The sequence below is a fragment of the Halomonas qaidamensis genome, from assembly GCF_025917315.1.
GTDB classification, from domain to species: domain Bacteria; phylum Pseudomonadota; class Gammaproteobacteria; order Pseudomonadales; family Halomonadaceae; genus Vreelandella; species Vreelandella qaidamensis.
In genome coordinates, this window is record NZ_CP080627.1 from 2,593,371 (window position 1) to 2,611,658 (window position 18,288).

Genomic DNA, 18,288 nt, shown 5'->3' on the forward strand with positions numbered 1-18,288 from the left:
GGCATACCATGAGCCGTGACCCCTTAAATCGTGAAACTTATACCAATGATGCACTCGATGCAGATGAGTTTGACAACTTAGACGCTGTTAATGACGACCATTATGGTAAAAGTAAACCCAGCAAAGCAGACACACTACGCGCCCGCCGCCAGGTAGAAGCATGGCTTGAAGAGCGCCGTTTGCAGCGCGCTATTGAAGATGATTGGGATGAAGAGGAGTAACTTCCACTTCTAAACCGCTTTTATTGGTTGGCAGCTTAGTCACGATGTCTAGCGCTTAAAATCATTGTTACGCTCTGTTTGTCACACACCGAGCTTTTACTAGGCTGCTAACCAACGTCCCAGAACGTCTTATCTTCTATGCTTCTGGCCTTTGTTCGCGCTGAGCACTATCATCTTAGCCCTATGCCAGCACATAGCTGCGACTCTTTTCTCCAACAACCTAACGGATTTCCATGGCGCAATACGTATTCACCATGAACCGGGTTGGCAAAGTTGTGCCGCCCAAAAAGCAAATTCTCAAGGATATTTCGCTATCATTCTTCCCTGGTGCCAAAATTGGCGTGTTGGGTTTGAACGGTTCCGGTAAATCCACACTGCTGCGCATCATGGCCGGTGTCGATAAAGAGTTTGAAGGTGAAGCTCGTCCGATGCCTGGTATCAATGTGGGCTACCTCCCCCAGGAGCCACAGCTTGATGACGAAAAGAACGTTCGCGAAACGGTAGAAGAAGCCCTAGGCGCCATTAAAGAAGCTCAAGAGAAGCTAGACGCGGTGTACGCCGCCTATGCCGAGCCTGATGCGGATTTTGATGCCTTAGCGAGCGAACAAGCACGCCTTGAAAATATTATTGAAGCTGCGGATGCGCATAACCTTGAGCGTAAGCTAGAAGTTGCTGCTGAAGCGCTGCGTCTACCGCCTTGGGATGCCAAAGTAGGCAACCTTTCCGGGGGTGAGCGTCGCCGCGTGGCATTATGCCGCCTGCTGCTTTCAAGTCCCGATATGCTGCTGCTTGATGAGCCTACTAACCACTTGGATGCTGAATCCGTTGCTTGGCTAGAGCGCTTCTTGCACGACTATAATGGCACTGTAGTGGCCATCACCCACGACCGTTACTTCCTGGATAACGTTGCTGGATGGATTCTAGAGCTTGACCGTGGCCAGGGCATACCCTTTGAAGGCAACTACTCTCAATGGCTGGAACAGAAAGAGCAGCGCCTGAACCAAGAAGCCAAGCAAGAAGTATCGCGCCAAAAAGCCATCAAGCAAGAGCTTGAATGGGTGCGCAGCAACACCAAGGGGCGTCAAGCGAAGAGCAAAGCGCGCCTTAATCGCTTTGAAGAGATGCAGTCTGGTGATTTCCAAAAGCGTAATGAAACAAACGAGATCTATATTCCGCCTGGCCCACGCCTGGGTGACAAGGTCATTGAGTTTCATAACGTCACCAAGCGGTTTGATGACAAGCTACTCTACCAGGATCTCTCGTTTACCATTCCCCAAGGGGCAATTGTCGGGATTGTAGGTGGTAACGGGGCCGGTAAATCAACGCTGTTCAAGCTGGCCACCGGCCAAGAACAGCCGGATGCTGGCGAAGTAGTGATTGGCGAGACAGTCGATATTGCCTACGTTGAGCAGCTGCGCGACGCGCTAGACGACAAGCAAACTGTTTGGGAAGCCGTCTCTGATGGGCAGGATATTCTCAACATCAATGGCTATGAAGTATCCTCGCGGGCCTACGTTGGCCGCTTCAACTTTAAGGGGAACGATCAGCAGAAGCGCTTAGATGAGCTTTCTGGTGGTGAACGCGGTCGTCTGCAACTTGCCCAAACGCTGAAGCAAGGCGCAAACGTACTGCTGCTAGATGAGCCTTCAAACGATCTAGACATTGAGACCTTACGCGCATTGGAAGAAGCGCTACTTGCCTTCCCTGGCTGCGCTATGGTGATCTCTCACGATCGTTGGTTCCTCGACCGTATCGCTACGCATATTCTCGCCTTTGAAGGCGATTCAGAAGTTGTCTTCTTCGATGGCAACTACACCGAATATGAAGAAGACCACAAAAAGCGCGTGGGTAATGACACGCCTAAGCGGATGAAGTATAAGCGTATCGACGCCTGATCGTGGCATCGTAGCAACACTGCTTATATTCAAAAAAGCCCCATGTGCGGATGAAAGCGCACTTGGGGCTTTTTACTGTCTTAACGTTTATAAAAAACTGAAAACGTTACTAGCCTGCCGGCCAAGTAAACTGCCGCCCACCCATCAAATGCATATGAATATGGTAAACAGTCTGGCCGCCCATTTCGTTGCAATTCATGACTACTCGATAACCATCTTCTGCGAAGCCTTGCTGTTTAGCTAGCTGTGCAGCGGTGTACTGCAATCGCCCAATAACCGCTAAGTCATCTGGAGTAATATCGTTCAGCGTGGCAATGTGCTTTTTAGGAATGATCAGCTGATGCGTTGGTGCCTGAGGGCTAATATCATTAAATGCCAACACGTGCTCATCTTCATATACGATATCTGCGGGAATTTCGCGGTTTATTATTTTGCAAAACAGGCAATCCATACGGCCTCCTTCATTTTGTAAGTGGCGAAAACGTACTAACTAGCAAAAACGGCCTAGCAAAAACGGCCTAGCGAAAACGGCGCTGAGAAAGCAAATGGCGAACCAAGGGGGCTAGGATTAGCTCCATCGCTAGCGACATTCGCGCGCCAGGCACTACCAACGTGTGTGGGCGTGTCATAAACGAGTCTTTAATCATCGCCAATAGCCAGGGAAAATCCACTGTTGACGGGTCTCTAAAACGAATCACTACGAATGATTCTGCATCGGTGGGAATGTCTTGTACTTCAAACGGGTTCGACGTATCGACGGTGGGCACCCGCTGGAAATTAATATGGGTACGAGAGAACTGCGGCTGAATGTAGCGCACATAATCATCCATGCGCCCTAATATGGTATCGATTACCGCTTCCTGGGAATAACCGCGCAGCTTAGTATCACGGTCAATTTTTTGAATCCACTCCAGGTTCATGGTTGGCGCAACGCCAACTAACAAATCCACGTGACGAGCAATATCATACTCTTGCGTCACTAAACCGCCGTGCAGCCCCTCGTAAAACAACAAATCGGTACCACAGGGTAGTGACTGCCATTCAGTGAACGTCCCTACCCGATAACCCGCCTCAATTTTTTGCTTATCTTCCGCATGAATATAGTGGCGGAACGTACCCGCCCCATGTTCACCGTACTCGATAAACAGCCCTTCAAGCCGATCAAGCAGATTGGCTTCTACCGCAAAGTGAGAAAGTTCATCTTTACGCTCGGGCTCATCTCGAAAAATCCGCTGAAGGTCATCGCGAGTGTAGCGGTGGAACGCATCGCCATCCACCATGGCAGCGTGCACATCTTCACGCAAAAACATGCGTTCAAAACTGCGCCGCACCGTCGTGGTGCCCGCTCCTGAAGAGCCGGTAATGGCAATGATTGGATATTCCCGCGACATTAAGCACCTCTCTCCGGTGCGACCGCCTGAGCAATCGCCTGCACGACGTCATCAGGCACGTTCACAGGCCGCCCTGTAGAAAGGTCTAAAAGAAGCTGATTGACGCGAGCAGTTGCCACCACTTTATCGGTTTCCGCATGACAAATGCGCTGGTAAACCGTTAACGCTTTGCCTTGCGGCTCAGGGACAGCGGTCTCAATTATCAAGGCATCTGGCCAGCGTGCCTCGCTCTGATACTGAACAGCCAGATCGACAACAACGCTTGGGTACCCTTTCATATCCCACTCAGGCAAGCCTAGCGCTGCGAAGGCATGCACACGAGCTTCATGTAGTAGCGATACTAAAACGTCATGTCCCAAGTGACGGCCATAGTTCATATCCGTCACCCGCACCGTCAAAGGATGCCGATGAATAATCGCTGCCGAGGGGAAATCCAGCGTGACACGCTCCATGCCTAGCTCCTTGTCGGTGATAGTTTAGCGCTGGCGAACCACCGCTGTTTGCTATGCTTCCCGGGCGATAGCACGGAATGCGATATCACGGCGAAACTCAGCGCCTTCCCAATGAATCGCGTTAACACCCTGATATGCTTGCTGTTGAGCAGCAGAGACCGTGTTGCCCAATGCTGTTACACACAGCACTCGTCCGCCTGCGGTTAAAATAGCGCCGTCAGCAGCCTGTGTCGTGCCAGCATGAAAGACCTTGCACTGGGCCTGTTCTGCCTGTTCTAAACCGTCAATGACATCGCCTTTACGGTAACTACCGGGATAGCCACCTGCTGCCATGACAACGCCAACAGCCGCACGGTCGTCCCACTTACACTGCTTATCAGCAAGCTCACCCTTAGCACCGGCCAGACAAAGGGCAGCTAAGTCTGACGTTAAGCGCATCATAATCGGCTGAGTTTCAGGGTCACCAAAACGACAATTGTATTCAATAACCTTTGGATTGCCTTCAGCATCAATCATCAGGCCCGCGTACAAAAAGCCTGTGTATGCATTGCCCTCTTCCGCCATGCCTCGCACGGTAGGAAGTATAACCTGCTCCATGATGCGCTCGTCGATCTCTGGCGTTACCACCGGCGCTGGGGAGTAAGCCCCCATGCCGCCCGTATTGGGGCCAGTGTCGCCGTCGTAAGCACGTTTGTGGTCTTGGCTAGTAGCCATGGGCACGACATTTGCACCATCCACCATAACGATAAAGCTGGCTTCTTCGCCTTCCAGAAATTCTTCGATAACAACGCGCGCACCTGCATCGCCAAAGGCATTCGCTTCTAACATATCGCGAATAGCCGCTTCAGCTTCGGCTTCGCTCATCGCTACAATGACCCCCTTACCCGCCGCCAAGCCGTCAGCTTTGATGACAATCGGCGCGCCCATCTCAGCTAAGTAAGCCAAAGCGGGTGCTACCGCCGTAAAGGTTTGGTATGCAGCAGAAGGAATCTGATGACGTGCAAGAAAGTCTTTGGTGAACGATTTAGAGCCTTCCAATTGGGCGGCACGTTGAGAAGGTCCAAAAATGGTCAGGCCCGCAGCCTGAAAGCGATCGACAACGCCTTCCACTAGCGGTGCTTCTGGCCCCACCACTGTCAGCGCCACCTGCTCACGCTGGGCAAACTCAACCAACGCGTCTAAATCTGTTGCTTCAATCGCTACGTTGGTCAATTTAGGCTCGGTGGCAGTACCTGCATTACCCGGCGCAACAAACACCTGCTCGACATCACTAGACTGCGCTAATTTCCAAGCCAATGCGTGCTCGCGGCCACCGCCACCTATCATTAAAACGTTCATTATCATCCTTCTCAAACGGGAGTGCGTAGTTGAGACTAGTTGAGACTAGTTGAGCGCAGTTAAGAGCGTCATCGAATTAATCAGCCACATTATGCCACAACGTCTCAACCAGCGGCGTTACGAGCTTTTATCCGGCGTATCGTCTTCATCCGTTTGATTAGGCTGATTAGGCTGATTAAGCGTTTTTTGCCAAAAGCGCATATTCTCTTCCGCCAACTCGCGCATAAACTCCATGGGAGAGTGGCGAATTGCTTGTTGCCATTGGCTTTGCATGCGCTTTTGCTGCTCTAGCATGAGCTGGGTACCCTGCTCTAAATAGCGTGCCAGCGGTAAAGGTGATGACATATCATAAACACGGATCAGCTGGGCAAGCAGATCGTTCGAGAAGACCTCAGCATCGCTATCAGCCTGCTCTTGTTCGATAATGATCGACAGCAAGATAGTTCGCGTTAGATCTTCCCCACTTTTAGCATCTTCGACGCGGAAGGGTTCTTCCTCAATAATCAAACGCCGCAGATCCTCAAGCGTCACGTAACGACTTTGCTGAGTATCATATAACCTACGGTTAGCATATTTACGAATTACGCGCACAGCGCATCTCCTTAAACGCGGTAGAGGCTTTGTCGCCATTGCTGCTATTGTGCCTGCAACATGCGCCTATGCAAGCCAGCTTAACGGATTAGTACCGTTAGACGTGTCTTCCTTATGACCAATAGACGACAATCATGAATCTGATTCTGCTTAATCCGAGCGAAGTGAAGGGAGCTTATGCTTACCTTACTGACGCACGACGTATCACCCATTTACGCGAGGTACACCGCGCCTGTATAGGAGATCACTTCACCGTTGGCCTGCAGGGGGGGCAAATGGGGAAAGCACAGCTAACCGAACTAAACGATATCCAGGCAACTTTCACATTAGAAAGCTTGAACGAGCCGCCCCCACCGCCCCTGCCAGTACACTTAGTGTTGGCGCTTCCTCGGCCCAGAATGCTGGCACGTACCTTAGAGCATGTCACTGCCCTTGGTGTAAAAAATATTACACTGCTACACACTAAACGGGTGGAAAAAAGCTACTGGCAATCTCCCGAACTCCGCACGGAGAAAATTCATCACCACTTAGTACTTGGCCTTGAACAAGCGCGGGACACACAAATGCCCAAAGTGACGCTATGCAAAGGTTTTCGCCCCTTTTTAGAAGAGCAGCTGCCTGAACTATTAAAAGAACGGCGCGGCTTGATGGCACACCCTGGCATGCCGAACGCCTGCCCCCGGACGGTTGACGGGCAAATACTGCTTCTCGTTGGGCCGGAAGGCGGTTTTATCCCCTGGGAAGTTGAAAAACTACTTGAGGCAGGCTGCGAGGGCATGCACTTAGGCCCCCGCATCTTACGGGTAGAAACGGCCGTGACCGCGCTGTTATCCCGACTTTTTTAATCCTTCGCTACGCCTTTTACTGGGTAACGAGCGCTATAGGCTCAAAAAAACAGGCGTTAAGACTGCTCGTCTGCAGGGTCGTGGGGAACATAAGCCGCGTTTTCCCCACACTCTGGTTGTTGAAGAAAAGTAGCACGTACATCCAACAATCCTAAGTGACTAATCGTACGACGCCCCAAGAGAAGAGGATAAATCATCTCTTCTCGATCACGCAGGCTAAACTGCTCTTCATAAACTGTATTACCCATGCACACGTCCATTAGCACCACCGGACGCTCATCACGACCACCTGCCCCGCGTACGGCTAGCTCGCGATAGAGGGGGCGTTCGATCTGATCGCTAAATGTTTCACCGCTCTCCTGATCCTCTAGCTTGAGCCGGAAACGAACCCACTCTTCGCCTTCTTTCTCAAACATTTCGATATCACGTGCGTCTAGCGAAGAAGTCAGTGCACCGCTGTCTAGCTTAGCTTTCACAGCGATACCCCAAGGCTCAATTAATGCATTTTCAACCCAGCCAAATACCTTATCATCTGCTTGAGCAACCATGCTCACTAATAATGCACCGGCAACAGCACTAGCAGCCAGAACACCCAGAAAAGTTTTCCTCATTACATTTCGTCCTTGGTGAGAAATTTAAATAACTACAAAGACCCAATAAACCATTAACGCAACCGTTCTAACAGCGCCTGTGTCGCGAAGCCATCCGGAATGAGTCCTTGGTCACGTTGGAAAGCGCGTAACCCTTCACGCGTATTGGGTCCCATGATGCCGTCCGCAGTTCCTACTGAATAACCAGCATTATTTAAACGTTGCTGCAGGGTACGTACATCATCACGTGTCAGCGGAGCTTGGTCTCTTGGCCAAGACGCTTTAATGCCATCACGTCCCGCAATAGCATCTGCCAGTGTAGCCACGGCTAGAGCATAACTGGTGGCATTGTTATAGCGCAAAATTGCCCGAAAGTTAGGCCCTACTAAAAATGCTGGGCCGTTTGCTCCTGCGGGCACAATCACCGCAGCGCTATCAAAATTAGGAAGTTCGCCACTTATCGGACGCACGCCTTGTGACGCCCATTCAGCACTGCTACGCCGTTGCGTTTGTGAGTAATCGAACGAGTCAGGCAAGTTGACTTCCACGCCCCAGGACTGTCCAGCCTGCCAGCCTGCCCGCGCAAGATAGTTAGCGGTAGATGCCATGACATCAGGAATACTGCCCCATATGTCTCGACGGCCATCATTATCGCCATCCACAGCATAGGCTTCAAAACTGCTGGGTATAAACTGCGTATGCCCCATGGCGCCCGCCCAAGAGCCTTTCATTTGCTCAGCGGCAATGTCACCTTGGTCAATAATCCGTAGAGCCGCTAACAGTTCGCCCCGTGCAAAATCACGCCGACGGCCATCGTAAGCAAGTGTTGCCAGTGACTCAAGCGTCGAGAAGTCACCAAAATTACTGCCATAATTACTTTCGATACCCCAAATGGCGACGATAATTTCCGCAGGAACGCCATAGCGTTGCTGCATTTGCCGAGCAGTATCGCGATGAGCCGCAAGCTTTTCTAACCCGTTATTAATCCGTGTACTGGAAACTGCTGTATCAAGGTATTGCCAAATAGGACGAACAAACTCTGGCTGATACTGGTCAAGCTCAATCACCCGTTCACGGTAGCGAAGCCCATCAAACGCAGAGGTAAGCGTTGCCTCACTAATTCCTTGCTGTGCAGCGTAGCGGCGAAAATCAGCTAACCACTGGTTAAAACTGGCGTAGCTAACTTGTTCGGCTGCGCGTGCATCCACTTCGCTCATTAACTGCTGATTAGCGGCTACGCTAGTACTTAGCGAAACACTACTCGCTGCTAATGCAAGTGATAAGCACAATGCGGGATGGATACTTATTGAACCTTTATCTTTCAAAGACATAGCATTAATCTCTTGGCAATCCTTGGCGTGTTTCCGATAATGGCTCAGAAACACGGCAGATGCTAGTCTTACCCACCAAGCCGCAATAAAACAATCAGGTGAAATGCCACCACGACCCCAGTCAGCAAACCACGTAGTTTAAAATACCAAGCAGGAAAGCCTTCTCGCCCATCGCGACTAAGATCGTAACCACCGATTAAAATAAAGCCTGCTAGCAACACCCATAACCCTGTCACCACATTGAATAATAATGCAGGCCAAGCGATTAAGCTGGGCACCATAGCGATAAACAAACGTCGGCGGTTGTCTGGGCGCGGTACTTGAAAAGCACTTCCCCAATGAACACCCCCTAGAAAAGACAAAATAACTGCGCTGTAATAGCTAAATCCATACACCGCTGTTACTTGCCAAGCAGAAGATCCCCACCAAGCGATCACGCCCCCGGCAACAAAAGGAATTAACCCTGCAAGACCAAGAAACCAAGCAACGCGGCAGTCACTACTTACCTCTCTCATATTTCAAAATCCACTTCTTGAACGCTATTGTCAGTACCTAAGTGAAACATTACTCATCTGTTTCTTGAAGTTCTGTTTTAGCTACTAGCCAGCGTTGCCACTCGCTTGGCTCTACATAGGGCACACCAAACCTGGAAGGCGCTACACGCCAGGGTTGTTGTCGCTCTAATCCTATTGGCAACGTCGCTAATTCAGGTAGCCAGTAGGCGACGTAAAGCCCCTTAGGATCATAATGGCTTGCTTGCTTTAGTACATTAAAATAACGGTCTTCACGGGGGTCACGACCAACTCCAGCCACATAACGCCAATTACCCCAGTTACTTGCCACATCATAATCAATCAGACAGTGCTCAAACCACCACGCCCCAAGACGCCAGTCGACGTTCAGATCTTTCACTAGGAAACTGGCGACATTTTGGCGGGCTCGGTTAGATATCCAACCGGTGTATTTAAGCTCCAGCATGGCAGCGTCAATAAATGGCACGCCGGTTGTAGCATTGCGCCACGCATTAAATGCTTTGTTAGCAGGCGGCAATTTTTCATGACCAAATAGCGCAGCGCCTTCCAGTTGGGCCGCTCGGTGAAAATAATCACGCCACAAGAGTTCAAAAACTATCCAGTAACTGGATTCACAGCTGCCGTTTATCGCTTCCCAGGCTTTTACTTCTTGATGCACCTGACGCGCGGACAAACAGCCACGTGCTAACCAAGGAGAAAAACGCGTCGAGAAATTTGCACCCAGTAACCCATTACGGGTTTTCTTATAAGATTCCGCACCGTTTTGACGCCAGAGATACTGTTGAAAGCGGTCACGGGCAGCCAGCTCACCCCCAACGAATACAAAGCCTTGTCGCTGATCCGGCTGCCAGTCAGCACTCTCTTCGCAAACGGCCTTTAAAGGAGGAAACCCTCTGGGCGCTGCGTCTGGCCAGGGTGGCAGTGTCACTGGTGCAGGTTGCGGTTCAGAAAATTCGCAATGTTTTTCTATACGGCGTCGGAATGCCGAAAAGCTTGGCGGCAGTTCATTCAACGCAAAGGGCAACTCATTTTCAGAAATCAAATAACCACTATCAGCGCAAAAAAGCTGACAACCCGATGGAAGATGCTCAGCAACACGCTCGATATGCTGCGATTCTTCATATCCCGAATGGACTGCTACTCGAACTTCTCGTGCGCTTAGCGTTTTGGCTGTTTCCAGTACAATACTGGCAGGGTCGCCAATGCGAACTAACAAATCACTGCCGCGCTGTAACAGCTCACCACGTAGCTCCATCAAACTTTGCCATAAAAAACGCAGGCGAGCTGGTCCAAGCCTAGGGGTGTCATCTCCCTCAAGCGCCGGCTCGAGCCATCGCTGATCTAGCACATAAAGGCAAAGCAACTGTTCTGGAGGGGTATTGAAATGTAGTAGAGGGTTATCCGCTATCCGCAAATTATCCTGAAGCCATACAATATCAGTCGTGCTAGTCATGCACTTGCCTCCTTGGTGTGCTTTGCTGCTTGGCTTCGCGACGGCAGCGTTCACTGCAATAGCGCACTTCATTCCAGCAGCGCGCCCACTTTTTCCGCCAAGTAAAAGGACGCTGACATTGAACGCAATCTTTTTGCGGTAAATCTTGCTTGCGTTGCATAGGAGTATCTCGCTGCCTGACGTTTGCACGCCACGTATAAAAACATAGACACATTATCCTACACAGTATAACTATTGTACATAAATTGACACGTTTGTTTCTGACGCTCAGCCCCTTTTCTCTAGTGCGCGCAATAAAAAAGCCATCCGAGTGGATGGCTTTTCAATAGTGAATACCGCAGCGAATCGCTATTCTATAACGCAAGGGAAAGAGTTAATCCGGCCCGCTGTGGTCAATCAGGGTCTGTAGTGCGGGGGTGCCGCTTGGCATTTTCATGGGTTTCAAGGCCGCTTTTAAGCTCGTGAGTCAGCGGATCATAGTTGGGCCTTAACTCATCTTTTACGGTACCGCTCCAGAGGCGTGAGCCAACAAAATAGCCTGCCCTGCCAATCACATGGGCAGCAATCGGTGCTGTTATTAAAATAAAAACAATAATAGCGAACGAGCGCGCAACAATGCCAACTTCGGCAAAGTGCATGGCTGCAGCCAACATAATTAAGATCACACCAAGCGCTGCCGCCTTGGTAGTTGCGTGCATACGTGTTAGCAGATCTGGTAGCCGCAGCAAACCAATTGCAGCGAGTAGCATAAAGCTCGACCCCGTTATCAACAGTGTGCCTTTGATAAACTCAATCATCCCGCGGGCCCCCACGTTCTAGAAAGCGTGCAAAACCAATCGCTGCTAAAAACCCCATCAAGGCAATCACAATAGCGGCATCCAGAAAGCTTGCCACGCCCGACTGAATTGCATAAACCCCCACAAGCCCCACCACCGTGGTGGAGAACAACTCAAGTGCAACAACACGGTCAGGTAAGCTAGGGCCTCGCACAACACGCACAAAGGTCAGCACTAGCGCTAGCCCCATAATGACCTGGCTAATCAAAATAACGGTATCCATTAACGAAATAGCTCCAAGGCACGGTGCTCCATTTCTTTTAAGTTATTTCGAAGCTCTTCTTCATCATCTAAAAACATCGCATGAATATAGAGCACTTTTCGGTCATCAGAGACATCAAGGCTCAATGTGCCCGGCGTTAGCGAAATCAAATTAGCAACCATAGTAATTTCCATTTCGGTACGAGCAGAAAGAGGCAGCGCAATAACGCCTGGTTTCATATGCCAAGGCGGTGTCAGTATATCGAATGCAACGCGTAGGTTAGCCTGCACTAACTCCTTAATGAAAAAACCGATAAAACCAATAATTCTCGGCACACGAGCCGGATAACCTTTCAACGCCTCGACTTGAGGCTCGATTAATAGCAATGCGATGTAGCCAAAAATCATCCCCACTAACAAATTAAGCCCCGTGAAGTCTCCACTTAACAGCACCCAGGCTAGCCCGAGTAAGAGGTTCCAAATCGCACCGGTCATGGGGAGTCCTCCGTACGGCCGCCTAACTGCTCGGCCTGTAACTCAATCGGGTCAAGCATCGCTGCTTCGGCGCTAGCAGACACACCTAGTACAGCCTCAATGTAACCTGACGGTGTCATCAGCTGCTCACCAATAAGCGTCATCACTTGCATGATGGGTTCAGCGAAAACACCTATTAATAGTGACATCATGGCCAGCACAATAACTGGCGTATACATCATCCACAGGCTTGGTTTTAATAAACGTCCATCATCTCCGACAGACGTGTGTGAGGCGGGTACATTGTTGTCTTCCGGCAGAGCCTTCCAGAAAACTTCATTCCAAATTTTCACCATGGAATAAAGCGTCATAATTCCTACCGCCAGTGCAAATCCTGTCGCTACGTAAGCTTCTGCTTCAAGGCCAGCGCGAACCAGCACGAACTTGGCAAAGAAGCCCGATAGGGGCGGAATGCCTGCGAGCGAAAATGCCGAAATAAAGAAGGCCACCGCTAACCAAGGCCGTTCGCGATAAAGGCCTCCCATCTTTTTAAGCTGGTAAGTGCCTTGTAAACGATGGGTAATACCGCTGATCAGAAACAGATTTGTTTTAACAATAATGTTATGCATGATAGCGAATACCCCACCAGCAATCGCTAGGGGTGTATAAAGTGCCAAACCAAGAATCATATAACCAATCTGGCTCACAATGTGGAATGAGAGAATGCGACGGAACTCATACTGAGCGGCAGCACCAAGCACACCGGTGACCATCGTCAGCACGGCTCCCCAAAGCATAATGTCCTGCAGATACCCCATTGTCTGATCAAAAATAAGCGTGAATACGCGAAACAACGAATACACCCCGACCTTTGTCAGCAAGCCAGCAAACAGCGCTGATACGGCTACTGGCGGGGTATGATAGGAAGCAGGTAGCCAGAAAAAGAGTGGGAAGGCAGCGGCTTTAATACCAAAGGCCACCATAAACATGACAGCAAGCACTTCGACCATGCCACTATGTTCTGCCTCATCCATGCGCAGCGCTATATCAGCCATGTTTAACGTGCCTACCGTGCCATATAGTAGCCCCACTGCTGTTAAAAAAATCACCGATGCAAGCAGGTTCAGCGTGACGTATTTAATAGCCCCTTCCATCTGCGCTCGCTCACCACCCAGAATCAACAACGCAAACGACGCCACCAGCATGACTTCAAACCAGACATACAGATTAAAAATATCGCCAGTTAAAAAAGCCCCCGCTACCCCCGCTAACAACAGGTGCATCAGCGGGTAATAGCCAAACTTTTCATGGCCACGCCCCGTGGTAGCCAGCGAATAAATACCCATTGCCAAGCCAATGATGCCTGTCATTAAAATCATGACGGCACTCAACATATCGGCAACGAGCGTAATTCCAAACGGCGCCGGCCAGCTGCCCATCTGCATGGTAATGTAACCATCAGCTAACACAGCAACAAATAGCCATACACTGACAAGCAGCAGTGCCACATTACCCGCTACCGCAATAAAACGTTGTACGGGGCGAGAGCGCCAAAACAGGAGTGAAAGCGCTCCAGAAAGCAGTGGCAGCAGGACGGGAAGTGCAACTTCAGGCCTCACGTGTCGGTATCCTTCATTTTGTCCAGATCATCTGCTTTTACGATTTCATAGGCACGGCGAATTAACACGACAGCAAACGCCAGCACCCCAAATGCAATCACAATCGCCGTTAGTACAACGGCCTGAGGTAGCGGATCCGCTACCTCACCCAATGGTTGTAGCATCCCTTCCGGAATTAACGGTGGTGCTCCGCGGGTCATGCCTGCCGTAGTAAAAATCAGCAAATTAGCGCCATTAGACAGCAGCAATAGACCAATCACTAACTTAACAATAGAGCGGCGTAACATCATAAAAATAGCGGCGGCATAGAGTAGCCCAATCGCTAGTGCCATTAGCGGTTCCATATGGGGCCTCCTGAGTTATTAAGGTTCATCCTTATCCACCTCCATCAACGCCATCACCATACCCATGACCGAACCAAGCACAGCAAAGTACACTCCCACATCAAAAATGAGCGGTGTAGATGCTTTAAAATCAATCACGGGAATAGTCCACCACTGAGCGGTTAAAAACGGCTGTCCCATAAACCAAGCAGGTACGACTGAAATCATGCCTAGCAATAGCCCCACCCCAATTAAGTCACGGGGATCAACCATGCGTAGCACCTCTTTAGTGGCACTGACGCCAAAGGCAAACAGATAAAGCGTGAAAGCCCCAGCTGCCACCAGACCAGCAATAAACCCACCACCTGGCTCATCGTGTCCACGCAGCAACAAGAAAATTGAAAACATCAGCTGTAGCGGCATCAAAAAACGTGCCGCAGTATTGAGAATGATGGTGCCTGATTTAACCATCGTACGGCTCCTTAATACTGGCTTTTTCGCCTTCTGCTGCTTTGTTTTCATCTCCGCCGTGGCGAAGCTTAAGCATGGCAATTACCCCAATTGCAGCGAGAGCAAGTACAAACATTTCGCCTAGCGTATCGAGAGCACGGTAGTCCACCAAAATGACGTTTACGATGTTACGGCCATAAGCCAAGGGAGCACTGTTCTCGACCATATATGTTGAAATTGGCTCAAACTGATTGATACTCCAGGCGGTCATAATCAGTAGAAAAATTAAAATCCCCATCATCGCAGCCACACTACCATCGCGGATACGTTCCAAACTGGTGGAGAGGTTTGAAAAGCGAGGCAAGCGAAAGAGCACCAAGACCAATAAGATAACCGTCATGGTCTCAACCAATAGCTGGGTAATACCCAAGTCCGGGGCACTAAAAAGAATAAAGATCAGCGCAATCGAGAAGCCCATAATGCCAACTGACACCACCGCCCCAAGACGTGACCGGGAAATGGTCGCAAACAACGCACCCATCACCATCGTGCCAACGACAATTACTTCATGGAAACGCACGTCCAGCGTCAAGGCCAGCTGGGGAGAGTGGCGAACCAATATCGAGTTTCCAATCAGGGCAATAAGCACCACTAACATGACAAGAATGTAGTTGCGCATGTAGCCGTTTTGCAGCAAGCGTGTCTGCCATTCAGAAAATCGCACAATGCCATTCATTAAACCTTCGTAACCCGCTTCGGGGCCATGGCGCATGACGGGCGCCAGCATCGCTAATTTGCTACGGGCCCCGTCCCAGCGTTTAAACAGGAAAAAGCCTAGCCCAAGACTAACAATCGACATGATCAACGCCATGTTGATGCCATACCAAAGCGACAGTGTCACCGGTAGTGGCTCACCTGCCACCGCTGTTGCGGCTGATGTAAGTAACGCATCAGCCCCCAGAATGGCGGGTGCCAACCCTAGCAAAAGCGAACCAAGCGCCAACACAGCAGGCCCAATTAGCATGCTAAAAGGCGCTTCATGGGGCTCTTTTGGGGTGGTATGCAACTGACCCCAAAAGGGGCGAATCGCTATGATGATGGCCACGGCTATCGTCAGAATGGCAGCTAAAAAGGCAAACAAAACTAACAGTATTTTAAAACGCTCTGCGCCTAACGCTGCTTCTAGCATTAACTCTTTTCCAATAAACCCAAAAAGCGGCGGCACACCAGCCAACGACAGCGCCGCCACACAGGCAATCACCGCGGTGATTGGCATGGCAGACTTCAGCCCGCCCATGGCAGTAACGTCTTTGGTACCTGTCTCATGGTCTAATATACCGGCAACCATAAACAGCGCCCCTTTATACATCGAATGAGCAAGTAAAAAGGTAACAAATGCCGTCATAGCGTACTCAGAACCAATGCCCAACAGCATGGTTAACGTGCCCAGTGCCATAATGGTGGAATAGGCCAGTAGCTTTTTAATATTAGTGTGATGAATCGCTAAAAAAGCCCCCGTTAACATGGTGGTCGCGCCGACCACTGACAGTATTCCCACCCACAGCGCTGTACCACCGAGCTCTGGCTGCAAACGGGCCAGTAAGTAAATACCTGCCTTTACCATGGTCGCTGAGTGCAGATAGGCCGAGACTGGTGTCGGTGCCGCCATCGCGTTGGGCAACCAAAAATGAAAAGGGAACTGAGCTGATTTTGTAAAAGCTCCCAACAGCAGGCAAATAAGCATAGGGGTATAAAGCGAATGGTCGCGAAGATCGCTTTCCATTTGGCTTATTTCATAAAGCGACCAACTCCCGCTAGCCACTCCCAGGAACACAAGGCCTGCCATCAACGCTAGTCCACCCGCGACAGTGACGAACAACCCTTGGCGTGCTGCTTTCCGAGCCTCCATGTCGTAGTGGTTAAAGCCAATCAATAAGTAAGACGTGATACTGGTTAATTCCCAAAAGACAAAGAGTGTCAGCAGCCCATCAGCGAGCACCAACCCCAACATAGAGGCCATAAACGCTACAAGCGCTAAGTGAAAACGTGCGATATCGTCATGGCCTTTTAAATACCCACCGGCATAAATCAGCACGAAGGTACCGATCACTGTAATCAAAAGGCCAAATAACAAGGAAAGCCCATCAACTAAAAAGCTTAGACTGATGCCTAGAGACGGCACCCATGCCCACTCCAGCAGTAATGATCCCTCGCTTATGACGACCGGCGCTAGGCTGAGCAGCCAGCCAGCCATTAGGGCAGGAAACAGTGCCAGCGCTAGGCTTGCCCGTTCTCCAAACCAGCGGTTGAGCAAAGGCGACGACGCTGCCAGCACAAAGCCCATTAAAACAGCGAATTGCATCCGGTGGTTTCTCCCTGTAAGAACGTTTCAGTTAACTCTAAGGCAGCAGCAAGATCGAACGGCCCTAACGTTGAATAAATGTGATTTTTAATGCACAGACCTTATACCAAGGTTGGTCAAATTTCTAGAAATCTAGGACCCATAAAAAAAGCCGCCGTGGTTAGGTACCTTGGCGGCTTGTGACAAGATGAATCCTTACGTAGTAGAAAGCCAACCTAACAACTCGTTGTTTACAACCGCCAACAGCGCCTCAATATGGTCATCCCGGTCATTCAAGCAAGGGATGTAGCTAAACGTCTCGCCGCCCGCTTCCATGAAGCTATCGTGAATCTCTTCCTTTATCTCTTCTAGCGTCTCGACACAGTCAGAAGAGAAAGCCGGCGACATAATCGCAATATGCTTGTGCCCCTGCTTAGCCAACTCAGCTACATGATCAACGGTTTGCGGGCCTACCCACTTTTCGGGCCCAAACTGCGACTGAAACGCAGTGTCTACTTCCTCTTTACTCAGCCCCAACTTTTCGCGCATCAAGCGCGTCGTTTTCTGGCACTGACAGTGGTAGGGGTCACCTTCTAACAAGTAGCGCTCCGGCACACCGTGGTAACTTGCCACCAGCTTGGTGGGACGAGTTTCAAAGCTGTCATAAGCTTCTTGTACCGAGTTTGCCAGCGCCTGAATATAGGCTGGGTGCTCAAAGTAAGCGGGCACTGTACGAATATAAGGTTGCCACTTCATTTTCATGAGTGTGCGGAATGCCTGATCATTTGCCGTCGCTGTGGTGGGCGAGCCGTACTGGGGATATAGCGGGAAAAAGACGATCCGCTCACAGCCCTTCTCTTTCATACGGTTGAACACACTTTCGGTCGACGGATTGCCGTAGCGCATACAGAAATCAACTTCGACGTTATCGCCATAGAGCGCCTTCAAACGTTCGGCCATTTTCTCCGTTTGCGCACGCGTGGTGGTCAACAGTGGGCTCTCGTTTTTCTCGTTGTTCCAAATACTTTTATAAGCATGCCCAGAAGAAAACGGCCGCTTGGTTAAAATAATCAGCTGCAGCAGCGGCTGCCACTTCCAGTTAGCGTAATCAACAACGCGCTTATCAGACAAAAACTCACTGAGATAGCGACGCATGGACCAATAGTCAGTTGCATCCGGGGTGCCCAAGTTGGCCAGAACCACACCCACCTTGGCAGGAGGAACCGCAGGGTGGTCACTAGGGGCATGAACCAAACGCCCTTCGCCCGGCTGATCTTTCACAACACTATCGACCATGTCGCTAACTCCTTAGGTACTTTTAATAGTTGGCAAAATCTTAACACTTTTCGGCAAAGCCGCGGCATAAAGTTATACTATCAACATTATTTGTATAACTGCAGGCAA

Annotated in this window: 21 protein-coding genes; 3 read left to right on the forward strand and 18 right to left on the reverse strand. The window is 50.2% G+C overall.

Annotated features, from left to right (window positions below):
* Nucleotides 1-8: 8 nt before the first annotated feature.
* Together K1Y77_RS11715 and ettA are read left to right on the forward strand one after the other, a co-directional pair.
* Nucleotides 9-221 (forward strand): PA3496 family putative envelope integrity protein, encoded by a 213-nt coding sequence (locus K1Y77_RS11715; RefSeq protein ID WP_030073266.1) that lies wholly within the window; start codon nt 9-11, stop codon nt 219-221.
* A 233-nt stretch (nt 222-454) separates the two neighbouring features.
* Nucleotides 455-2,116 (forward strand): energy-dependent translational throttle protein EttA, encoded by a 1,662-nt coding sequence (ettA, locus tag K1Y77_RS11720; RefSeq protein WP_030073267.1) that lies wholly within the window; start codon nt 455-457, stop codon nt 2,114-2,116.
* 109 nt (nt 2,117-2,225) lie between these two features.
* Here the strand turns inward: ettA and K1Y77_RS11725 are convergent, their stop codons facing one another.
* The 5 genes from K1Y77_RS11725 to phaR all read right to left on the reverse strand — a co-directional run bounded on the left by K1Y77_RS11725 (nt 2,226) and on the right by phaR (nt 5,888).
* Entirely contained in the window at nt 2,226-2,567 is a 342-nt protein-coding gene (locus K1Y77_RS11725; protein WP_030073269.1) for a histidine triad nucleotide-binding protein, read from the reverse strand.
* A gap of 67 nt (nt 2,568-2,634) precedes the next feature.
* Nucleotides 2,635-3,507 (reverse strand): phosphoribulokinase, encoded by an 873-nt coding sequence (locus tag K1Y77_RS11730; protein WP_009721706.1) that lies wholly within the window; start codon nt 3,505-3,507, stop codon nt 2,635-2,637.
* Nucleotides 3,507-3,959 (reverse strand): acyl-CoA thioesterase, encoded by a 453-nt coding sequence (locus K1Y77_RS11735; protein ID WP_264017829.1) that lies wholly within the window; start codon nt 3,957-3,959, stop codon nt 3,507-3,509. Before K1Y77_RS11735 ends, K1Y77_RS11730 begins: the two co-directional genes overlap by 1 nt.
* 51 nt (nt 3,960-4,010) lie before the next feature.
* Nucleotides 4,011-5,297 carry a phosphoribosylamine--glycine ligase gene (gene purD / locus K1Y77_RS11740; protein ID WP_030073274.1) on the reverse strand — a complete coding sequence of 429 codons (1,287 nt, stop codon included), beginning with the start codon at nt 5,295-5,297 and terminating at the stop codon, nt 4,011-4,013.
* Nucleotides 5,298-5,414: 117 nt separating this feature from the next.
* On the reverse strand, nt 5,415-5,888 hold the full coding sequence (gene phaR, locus K1Y77_RS11745) for a polyhydroxyalkanoate synthesis repressor PhaR (protein ID WP_264428621.1): 474 nt from the start codon (nt 5,886-5,888) through the stop codon (nt 5,415-5,417).
* Nucleotides 5,889-6,022: 134 nt separating this feature from the next.
* On the opposite strand from phaR, the gene K1Y77_RS11750 reads away from it, so the two are divergent.
* A complete protein-coding gene (locus tag K1Y77_RS11750) occupies nt 6,023-6,733 on the forward strand; it encodes a 16S rRNA (uracil(1498)-N(3))-methyltransferase (protein WP_264017827.1) in 711 nt (236 codons plus the stop codon).
* Between the two features lie 56 nt (nt 6,734-6,789).
* On the opposite strand, the gene rloA3 is transcribed toward K1Y77_RS11750, so the two are convergent.
* The 13 genes from rloA3 to hemH all read right to left on the reverse strand — a co-directional run bounded on the left by rloA3 (nt 6,790) and on the right by hemH (nt 18,180).
* Nucleotides 6,790-7,344 (reverse strand): retropepsin-like aspartic peptidase RloA3, encoded by a 555-nt coding sequence (rloA3, locus tag K1Y77_RS11755; protein ID WP_030073286.1) that lies wholly within the window; start codon nt 7,342-7,344, stop codon nt 6,790-6,792.
* A gap of 53 nt (nt 7,345-7,397) precedes the next feature.
* A complete protein-coding gene (locus tag K1Y77_RS11760; RefSeq protein WP_264428624.1) occupies nt 7,398-8,654 on the reverse strand; it encodes a lytic murein transglycosylase in 1,257 nt (418 codons plus the stop codon).
* A gap of 68 nt (nt 8,655-8,722) precedes the next feature.
* Nucleotides 8,723-9,169 carry a DUF3429 domain-containing protein gene (locus tag K1Y77_RS11765; RefSeq protein WP_264428626.1) on the reverse strand — a complete coding sequence of 149 codons (447 nt, stop codon included), beginning with the start codon at nt 9,167-9,169 and terminating at the stop codon, nt 8,723-8,725.
* A gap of 49 nt (nt 9,170-9,218) precedes the next feature.
* The gene (locus K1Y77_RS11770) at nt 9,219-10,640 is read right to left on the reverse strand and encodes a DASH family cryptochrome (RefSeq protein ID WP_030073291.1); all 1,422 of its coding nucleotides are present in this window, start codon (nt 10,638-10,640) and stop codon (nt 9,219-9,221) included.
* Entirely contained in the window at nt 10,633-10,854 is a 222-nt protein-coding gene (locus K1Y77_RS11775) for a DUF2256 domain-containing protein (protein ID WP_320055266.1), read from the reverse strand. The genes K1Y77_RS11770 and K1Y77_RS11775 overlap by 8 nt, the downstream gene beginning before the upstream one ends.
* Nucleotides 10,855-11,032: 178 nt before the next feature.
* Nucleotides 11,033-11,437 (reverse strand): monovalent cation/H(+) antiporter subunit G, encoded by a 405-nt coding sequence (gene mnhG, locus K1Y77_RS11780; protein ID WP_030073293.1) that lies wholly within the window; start codon nt 11,435-11,437, stop codon nt 11,033-11,035.
* Nucleotides 11,430-11,699, reverse strand: a complete 270-nt coding sequence (locus K1Y77_RS11785) for a monovalent cation/H+ antiporter complex subunit F (RefSeq protein ID WP_078088224.1) — start codon at nt 11,697-11,699, stop codon at nt 11,430-11,432. The genes mnhG and K1Y77_RS11785 overlap by 8 nt, the downstream gene beginning before the upstream one ends.
* Nucleotides 11,699-12,172, reverse strand: a complete 474-nt coding sequence (locus K1Y77_RS11790) for a Na+/H+ antiporter subunit E (RefSeq protein WP_030073295.1) — start codon at nt 12,170-12,172, stop codon at nt 11,699-11,701. Before K1Y77_RS11790 ends, K1Y77_RS11785 begins: the two co-directional genes overlap by 1 nt.
* Nucleotides 12,169-13,770, reverse strand: coding sequence for a Na+/H+ antiporter subunit D (locus K1Y77_RS11795; RefSeq protein ID WP_264428634.1), 1,602 nt, complete (start codon nt 13,768-13,770; stop codon nt 12,169-12,171). Before K1Y77_RS11795 ends, K1Y77_RS11790 begins: the two co-directional genes overlap by 4 nt.
* Nucleotides 13,767-14,114: a Na+/H+ antiporter subunit C gene (locus tag K1Y77_RS11800; RefSeq protein ID WP_030073299.1), complete on the reverse strand. Its 348-nt coding sequence runs from the start codon at nt 14,112-14,114 to the stop codon at nt 13,767-13,769. The genes K1Y77_RS11795 and K1Y77_RS11800 overlap by 4 nt, the downstream gene beginning before the upstream one ends.
* Nucleotides 14,115-14,132: 18 nt before the next feature.
* On the reverse strand, nt 14,133-14,564 hold the full coding sequence (locus K1Y77_RS11805; protein ID WP_030073303.1) for a Na+/H+ antiporter subunit B: 432 nt from the start codon (nt 14,562-14,564) through the stop codon (nt 14,133-14,135).
* Nucleotides 14,557-16,905, reverse strand: a complete 2,349-nt coding sequence (locus tag K1Y77_RS11810) for a putative monovalent cation/H+ antiporter subunit A (RefSeq protein WP_264428638.1) — start codon at nt 16,903-16,905, stop codon at nt 14,557-14,559. The genes K1Y77_RS11805 and K1Y77_RS11810 overlap by 8 nt, the downstream gene beginning before the upstream one ends.
* Before the next feature lie 195 nt (nt 16,906-17,100).
* Nucleotides 17,101-18,180, reverse strand: a complete 1,080-nt coding sequence (gene hemH / locus K1Y77_RS11815) for a ferrochelatase (protein WP_264428640.1) — start codon at nt 18,178-18,180, stop codon at nt 17,101-17,103.
* Nucleotides 18,181-18,288: the final 108 nt, after the last annotated feature.